The organism is Micromonospora globispora, from assembly GCF_003857015.1.
GTDB classification, from domain to species: Bacteria; Actinomycetota; Actinomycetes; order Mycobacteriales; family Micromonosporaceae; genus Micromonospora; species Micromonospora globispora.
Genome location: NZ_QGGF01000739.1, coordinates 1 through 7441 on the forward strand (window position 1 = coordinate 1; position 7441 = coordinate 7441).

At 70.5% G+C, this 7441-nt stretch carries 7 protein-coding genes and 1 pseudogene; 1 reads left to right on the top strand and 7 read right to left on the bottom strand.

Features of this window, described 5'->3' with window-relative positions; all coding sequences use genetic code 11:
* The 6 genes and pseudogenes from DKL51_RS33075 to DKL51_RS33100 form a co-directional block, all read right to left on the bottom strand.
* Window positions 1-223, bottom strand: a pseudogene (locus tag DKL51_RS33075) (aldolase); the annotation flags it as partial.
* Complete coding sequence (locus DKL51_RS33080) at window positions 220-1113, bottom strand: ABC transporter permease (protein WP_109965250.1); 894 nt, start codon at window positions 1111-1113, stop codon at window positions 220-222. The pseudogene DKL51_RS33075 and the gene DKL51_RS33080, both read right to left, overlap by 4 nt.
* Window positions 1113-2039 (bottom strand): ABC transporter permease, encoded by a 927-nt coding sequence (locus DKL51_RS33085; RefSeq protein WP_109943944.1) that lies wholly within the window; start codon window positions 2037-2039, stop codon window positions 1113-1115. The genes DKL51_RS33080 and DKL51_RS33085 overlap by 1 nt, the downstream gene beginning before the upstream one ends.
* Window positions 2036-3181, bottom strand: a complete 1146-nt coding sequence (locus tag DKL51_RS33090) for an ABC transporter ATP-binding protein (protein ID WP_109965251.1) — start codon at window positions 3179-3181, stop codon at window positions 2036-2038. Before DKL51_RS33090 ends, DKL51_RS33085 begins: the two co-directional genes overlap by 4 nt.
* On the bottom strand, window positions 3178-4398 hold the full coding sequence (locus DKL51_RS33095) for an extracellular solute-binding protein (protein ID WP_109965252.1): 1221 nt from the start codon (window positions 4396-4398) through the stop codon (window positions 3178-3180). Before DKL51_RS33095 ends, DKL51_RS33090 begins: the two co-directional genes overlap by 4 nt.
* A gap of 61 nt (window positions 4399-4459) precedes the next feature.
* Window positions 4460-5449 carry a LacI family DNA-binding transcriptional regulator gene (locus DKL51_RS33100; protein WP_109965253.1) on the bottom strand — a complete coding sequence of 330 codons (990 nt, stop codon included), beginning with the start codon at window positions 5447-5449 and terminating at the stop codon, window positions 4460-4462.
* 181 nt (window positions 5450-5630) lie between these two features.
* Between DKL51_RS33100 and uxaC the strand changes: the two genes are divergently transcribed.
* Window positions 5631-7100, top strand: coding sequence for a glucuronate isomerase (gene uxaC, locus DKL51_RS33105; RefSeq protein WP_243420713.1), 1470 nt, complete (start codon window positions 5631-5633; stop codon window positions 7098-7100).
* Between the two features lie 12 nt (window positions 7101-7112).
* Here the strand turns inward: uxaC and DKL51_RS33110 are convergent.
* Window positions 7113-7441: SgcJ/EcaC family oxidoreductase (locus tag DKL51_RS33110; protein ID WP_124813222.1), on the bottom strand; the 329-nt coding region annotated here is incomplete at its 5' end.

Below are 7441 nucleotides of genomic sequence, written 5' to 3' on the forward strand. Positions count from 1 at the left end.
CTCCGCTGGTCACGGTGCCGAGGCCGACCAGCCCGCCCTGCGGCGCCTCGCGGCGCGCGTCCCGCAGGGCCGTCGCCCAGTCCGGGGTCGTGGCGGTCAGCTCGACCACCTCCAGACCGTGTCCGAACATCGCCGTGGCGGCGGCGGTCGCCTCTGCCGCCGACGGCAGGCGCAGCACCGGGAGGACCCGCTGCCGGCGCAGCCGATCGATCACGCCGCTCATGCGTCCGGGTCCTCCTTTACCCGGGCGACCAGCTGGGTCGGGTTGACGTACCGGAGGCTGATCACGAGCAGCACCAGCATCATCGTGGTGTAGATGATGGCCATGGCGTCCACCGACTGCTGGGCGCGGATGCCCGCCGCGGACATCGAGTAGTAGAGCGCGACGACAAGGGTCTGCGAATCCGGGCCGGCGGTGAGGAAGGTGAGTTCGAACATGCCCACCGTCCGGACCAGGACGAGGATGGCCGAGGCCAGCATTCCGGGCAGCAGCAACGGTGCCAGCACCCGGAGGAAGACCGACCGCAGTCCGGCTCCGCACATCCGGGCGGCGCTCTCGATCCGTGGGTCGATCTGCTCGATGAAGGGCGTCATCGTGAGGATCACGAATGGCACCGACGGCACGAGGTTCGCCAGCACGACGCCGGAGAGATGACCGGCCAGGCCGAACTTGTAGAGCACCGTCGCGAGCGGAATGCCGTAGGTGATCGGCGGCATCAGGATCGGCAGCAGGAAGACCAGGTAGGCCAGCCGTTTGCCGGGGAAGTTCCGGCGGGCCAGAACGTACGCCGCGGGGACCCCGACCAGCAGCGAGAGCGCCACCACCAGCAGGGAGACCTGCAGGGTGACCACGATGACGTCGAACAGGGCGAACTCGTTCCACGCCTCGCCGTACCACTTACTGGTGAAGCCGTCGGGGAGCCAGGTGTCGAACCACCGCTGGCCGAAGGAACTGACCAGGACGGATCCGACCACGCCGAGGAGGTTGAGGAAGAAGAAGACGACCACGCCCCAGACCAGCCATGCGGCCGGGCGGGCGACCAAGCGCCGTCTCGGTCGCGCCTCGCGGGTGTCCGTCGCGCCACCGGGGTGGACTTCGGTGACCGTGCTCATCAGCCCTTACCCCCCGTCGATCCGGTGTAGAAGCGCGTACGGGCGAGCAGCACCACCGAGATGACGACCAGCTCGATCAGCCCCATGACCATGGCGATCGCGGACGCGTACGGGTAGTCGTACTGCTCGTAGGCCGCCTGGTACGCGGCGATGGAGATGACCCGGGTCTCGCCGGCGGGGTTGCCGACGAGCACGGCGGACGGAAACACGCTGAACGCCAGGACGAACGTCAGGCAGAAGGTCGTCGCCAGCCCCGGCATCAGCAGCGGCAGGGTGACCATGCGGAACCGCTGCCACCAGCCCGCGCCCAGCGTAGCCGCCGCCCGCTCCAGGGTGGGGTCGATGCCGGTGAGGTAGGAGAGCACGAGCAGGAAGGCGAACGGGAAACCGGTGATGATCAGCGAGAAGAAGACGCCCCAGTAGTTGTGCACCAGCCGTACCGGCTCGTCGGTGAGGTGCAGCGCCATCAGGATCCGGTTGAACCAGCCGGTGGGGCCGAGGAAGTTGAGCAGGCCTTGGGCGGTGAGCACGGTCCCGAGCGTGATGGGTACGACCAGCAGGATGGTGACCAGCCGCTTGCCGCGGAACCGTCCCCGCATCCGGTACGCGATGGGCACCGCGGCCAGCACGTTGAGCAGTGCCGCCGGCAGGGCGATGCCCAGCGTGATCCACATGGTGTCCCGCTGGTAGGCGTCGCCGAAGAAGCGGGCGTAGTCGCTGAGCGGGCCACCCTCGGTGGGTTGGAAGGAGAGGCCCAGCCCGTAGAAGAACGGGTACAGGAAGAGCAGGACGACGAAGAGCACCGCGGGCGCGAGCAGCCACAACTGCTGGTCCACGCCGCGTTCGGCGAGGCGGTGCCGCCAGTGCGCCCGAGGGGATTGCGGCGCGCCGGCGGGACGCGCCGGCCGCGTTGCCGTGGTGCTCATCCGACCAGCCCCGGTTCCTCCACCACCGCGTCCACCGGGTCACCAGGGGCGGCGGCGGGTTGCTCGTCCGCGTCGGCCGGGAAGACGAGCAGCCGCTGCGGTGTCACGCTCAACGTGACCCGGTCGCCGGGCGCGACCCGCTGCTCGGTGCGGACGTGCACCTGTACACCGGAGGCGGTGCGGGCCTCCGCAGCCAGCTCCCGGCCCTGGTACTCGACCACCTCGATCTCGGCGGGCACCCCGTTCGGCGCGCCCGGTGCGTCCACCCGGACGTCCTCCGGCCGTACGCCGGCGATGACGGCGTCGCCCGGGGCGATCCGCCCGACCGGGTCGCCGACCAGCCGCAGTCCGTCGGCCTCCACGGTGACCAGCCCGTCCTCGACCGACCGGGCCCGCATCGGCCAGAGGTTCCGGTAGCCCATGAAGTCCGCGACGTGCCAGTTGCCCGGTCGGGTGTGCAGCTCCTGCGGCGAACCGATCTGCTGCACCCGACCGCCGCGCAGCACGACGAGGCGGTCGGCCAGGGACAACGCCTCCTCCTGGTCGTGCGTCACGTAGACCGTGGTCAGCCCCAGCGACTGGTGCAGCCGGCGGATCTCGGTACGCATCTCCAGCCGGAGCTTGGCGTCGAGGTTGCTCAACGGCTCGTCCATCAGCACCAGCGAAGGTTCGAGCACGACCGCCCGGGCGATCGCCACCCGCTGCTGCTGTCCGCCGGAGAGCTGGCCGGGCAGCTTGTCGGCGTGCTCCTCCAGCCGGACGAGGCGGATCGCCTCCGCGGTGCGTCGGCGGATCTCGTCCTTCGGCAGCCGCCGCATCCGCAGTCCGAACGCGACGTTGGCGCGGACGGACATGTGCGGGAACAGCGCGTAGCTCTGGAAGACCATCCCGAACCCGCGGCGCTCCGGCGGCAGGGTGTCGACCCGCCGCTCGTCCTGCCAGATGCTGCCCGCGGTCAGCGGCAGCAGTCCGGCGAGACAGTTCAGTGCGGTCGACTTGCCGCATCCCGAGGGCCCGAGCAGGGCGATGAACTCGCCCGCCCGGATGGTCAGATCGAGGTCGCTGAGCGCGTCCTGGCTCCCGAAGCGGCGGGACACGCCGTCGAGCCGCAGCTCGGAGAAGCCTGACGTGGCCGGGCTCATCCCTGCTTCACCTTTCCACTGCCGATCTCCCGGTCCCAGCGGTCGAACGCCGCGACGAGCGCCTTGGCGTCCAGCGGCACCTCGGTCGGGTTGTCGGCGATGAGCGCGTCGTACTCCGGCCGGCCGAACTCCTTGATGGCGTCCTGGCTCTTCTGCGGCGCCATCGACAGGTCGACGCCCTTCACCGCCGGCCCGGGGTAGAAGTAGCCCTGGTCGAACGCCTTGGCCTGCTGCTCGGCGGTGAGCATGAACTTCAGCAGGGCCAGCACGGCGGCCTGGGTGTCGGTGGAGGCACCCTTCGGAATGACGGCGTAGTGCGCGTCGGTCACCCAGTGGAAGCCCTGCAGCGAGCTGATCTTCGCCTCCTTGGGCACCGTGCCGAGCACCCGCGGGTTGATGTCCCACCCGGTGGTCGAGGCGATCACGTCGACGGACCCGTTGGCGAGGTTCTTCATCGTCTCGGTCGTGCCGCTCGGGTAGTACTCGACGTACTGGTTGAGCTCCTTCAGGTAGGCCCAGGTCTTGTCCCAGCCGTTGACCGGGTCCTTGGGGTCCTTGTCGCCGAGGATGTAGGGCAGGCCCATCAGGAAGGTGCGCCCGGGCCCGGAGTTCGACGGGCGGGCGTACTGGACCTTGCCCGGGTGCGCCTTGGCGTAGGCGAGGAGCTGCTCGGCGCTGGTCGGCGGGTTGGACACCTTCGCCGGCAGGTACTCCAGCAGCGGGCCGGACGGGTAGTAGGTGACCGTCACGCCCGCGTTGCCGGCGAGTTTCTGCATGGCCGCGGCGGGTTCCTGGTAGTCCTTCATGCCCGGCAGCCGGTCCGCGTACGTGGGCAGCAGGTCCATCCACAGGTTCTGGTCGATGCCGGCCGCGAGGCCGTCCACCCCGGTGAGGACCAGTCCGATGTCGACGCGTCCGGCGCTCTGCTGGGCCTTGATCTTGCCGGCCAGCTCGGGGGCAGGGGACTTGGAGTAGGTGACCCGGGAGATGATGTCCGGGTTCTTCTGCACGAACTCGTCGATCATGCCCTGGGTCAGCTGGAGGTTGCCGGCCACGTCGAGGACGTTGAGCGTGACGGCCTTCTTCGGCTTCTCGGGCACCGGGCCGCTGCTGTCGCTGCTGTCCCCGCCGGGGCTGCTCGGCGCCCCGCAGGCGGCGGCGAAGGTGATTACGGACGATGCTGCGGCGATCAGGGCGCTCCGCCGGGTAATGCCCATGGAAAGGTCCCTTTCTCGGTCACCGACCTACGAGGCCGTGGCCTGCGGTCGGGGGTGGTGGTCAGGTGGTCCGCGCGACCCCCGTGGAGCCGCGCACGAGAAGTTGGGTCGGCAGCTCGCGGCGTGTGTTGCGCACGCTGTCGGGCTGAAGCAGCAGGGTGAGCAGCAGGTCGACCGCCGCCCGTCCCGCCTGGTCCTTGGCGAGGGAGACGGTGGTCAGCGCCGGCGAGGACATGGCGGACATCTGGATGTCGTCGATGCCGATCACGCTGATGTCCTGCGGTACGTCGACGCCCCGGTCCCGCAGTCGGCTGAGCAGACCGAGCGCCATGACGTCGTTGTAGGCGATGACCGACGTGACGCCGGAGGCGATGATCAGGTCTGCCGCGGCCACCCCGCCCTCGAAGTAGGGCGGGAAGTGACCGGCCACGAAGAGTTCCATGCCGGCGGCGCTGCTGGCGGCGCGGAGGCCACGGACCCGGTCCCGGGTGGACCATGAGGTACGCGGCCCGCCGACCCAGGCCACCCGCCGGTGGCCGAGGGCCTGCAGATGGGCGATCGCCTGCCGCATGCCGTCGGCGTTGTCGAAGACGACGGACGGGATGGTGCCGAAGCGGCGGTTGACCATGACGAGGGTCGTGTGGGCGGTCAGCTCGCGGATCTCCTCCTCCCGGGTCCGGGGGGAGCAGAGGATGAGCCCGTCCACCTGCTTCGCGAGGGCCCGCACCAGACCCACCTCGGCGGCCGGGTCCTCGTCGGTGTCGGCGAGGAAGACGGCGTAGTCCGCCTCCCGCGCCTTGGCCTGCACGCCCTTCACCACGCTGGGGAAGAACGGGTTGGTGAGGTCCGGGACGATGAGCCCGAGGTTCCCGGTCCGGCCGGTGATCAGACCGCGGGCGGCGCGGTTGGGTGCGTACCCGAGTCGCTCCGCCGCCCGCAGGACCCGTTCCCGGGTGGTGGCGTTGACCATGTCGGGCGTCGACAACGCGCGGGACACCGTCGATGCCGAGACACCCGCCTCGCGGGCCACCTCGCGGATCGTCGCTCGCACGGCTCACCTTCTCCCTGGTCCGTGACCGGCGTGATTCGAAGTCTGAAACCGATTGCAGTCTTGTGTCAATACTGGATTGCATGGATGTTTCCGGGAGCTGATGCCACCGCCTCTTGAAGGCGATCGGCCCGGATGCAATCCTTTGCAGAGTTGTTCCGCCCTAGGCGCCAAGGAGAGTCGCGTGGCCCAGTTGCGTCTGCATCCCGACCGAGCCCTGCCCGCCGGAGACGACATCCGCGCCGTCGCCCGCCGGATCTACCAGTCGACCAAGGGACTGCCGCTGCTCTGCATGCACGGGCACGTCGAGGCGGCGGTGTTCGCCGACGACGAGGGCTTCTCCGATCCGGCCCACCTGCTGGTCGTCCCCGACCACTACGTGACCCGGATGCTGATGTCCCAGGGCGTGCCGCTGGCCGACCTCGGTGTCCCCAGGGTCGACGGCGAGGCGGTCGAGACGGACCCCCGGCAGATCTGGCGGCGCTTCTGCGCCCACTGGCACCTCTTCCGCGGCACCCCCAGCCGCTACTGGCTGGAACACGAGATCGCCGAGGTCCTCAAGATCGACATTGCTCCGGGCCCGGACACCGCCGACCTGCTCTACGACCTCATCCAGGCCCGCCTGGCCGAACCGGGCTTCCGGCCGCGGGCGCTGCTCGACACCTTCAACATCGAGCTGATCTCCACCACCGATCCGGCCACCTCGACGCTCGACGACCACGCCCGGCTCGCGGCCGCCGGGTTCGGCGCACGGGTGATACCGACGTTCCGTCCGGACGCGCTGACCCACGTCAACGCCGGCGGCTGGGCCGGGCGGGTGCGTCAGCTCCAGGAGATCTCCGGAGTGGACACCGGAGACTACGACGGTTTCCTCGCCGCACTGCGCAGCCGACGGGAGGCCTTCGTGCTGGCCGGGGCGCGGGCCACCGACCACGGCCACCTCACCGCCGCCGCCGAGCCCCTGCCGCCGGCCGAGGCGAGGCGGATCTACTGCGAGGCGTGCCAGGGCGGGGTGAGCGCCGAGGCGGCCGCGGCCTTCGCCGGGCACCTGCTTTTCGAGATGGCCCGGATGTCCTGTGACGACGGACTGGTCATGCAGATCCACCCGGGCGTGCTGCGGGACCACGACGACGCCATCCACGCCGCGTTCGGCTCCGACCGTGGATTCGACATCCCGGTCACCGCCGAGTTCACCCGGGCGCTCCGGCCGATGCTCAACGCGTTCGGCCGCGACCCGAACTTCCGCCTCGTGCTCTTCACGGTCGACGAGTCCGTCTACTCCCGTGAGCTCGCCCCGATCGCCGGGGTCTACCCCTCCGTCCGGCTCGGGGCGCCGTGGTGGTTCCTCGACAGCCCGGACGGGATGCGCCGCTTCCGGGAACTGGTGACCGAGACCGCAGGCTTCTACAACACCTCCGGCTTCGTCGACGACACCCGGGCGTTCCTCTCCATCCCGGCGCGCCACGATCTCGCCCGGCGGATCGACGCGGGCTACCTGGCCCGCCTCGTGGTCGAGCACCGGCTCTCCGAGGAGGAGGCCGTCGAGACGGCCGCCGATCTCGCGTACCGCCTGCCGCAGCAGGCGTACGCCCCGGCCACGGCGGGCGCGGCGGGCCGGGGTGACGCCGGGACCGAGGTGCCCGGGCCGCGCTGAGGCTCGCCGGCGTCATCGGTCCGGGGCCAGCAGCGGCCGGAGTTCGGCGGTGTGCTGCTCGACGAGGTGCGGCCGCCCGTGGTACTGGGCGGGAGTGTTCTGGAAGAGCACGATCCGCCAGGTACCCGCCGCTTCCTCGGCGAGGAGGGTCTGGTGGGCGTTCGCGGCGGGGTTCACGTCGCCCGCCCCGGGCGGGATCATGCCGACGATCGCGCGCAGCAGGGCGGTGGTGGGGCCGAGCAGCCGTACGCCGCGCACCTTGGCCACGTACGCGGCGGTGGGGTGGTCGGCGAAGATCGGGGCGAGGTGCTCGACGATCTCCGTGCCGGTCGCCACGCTGC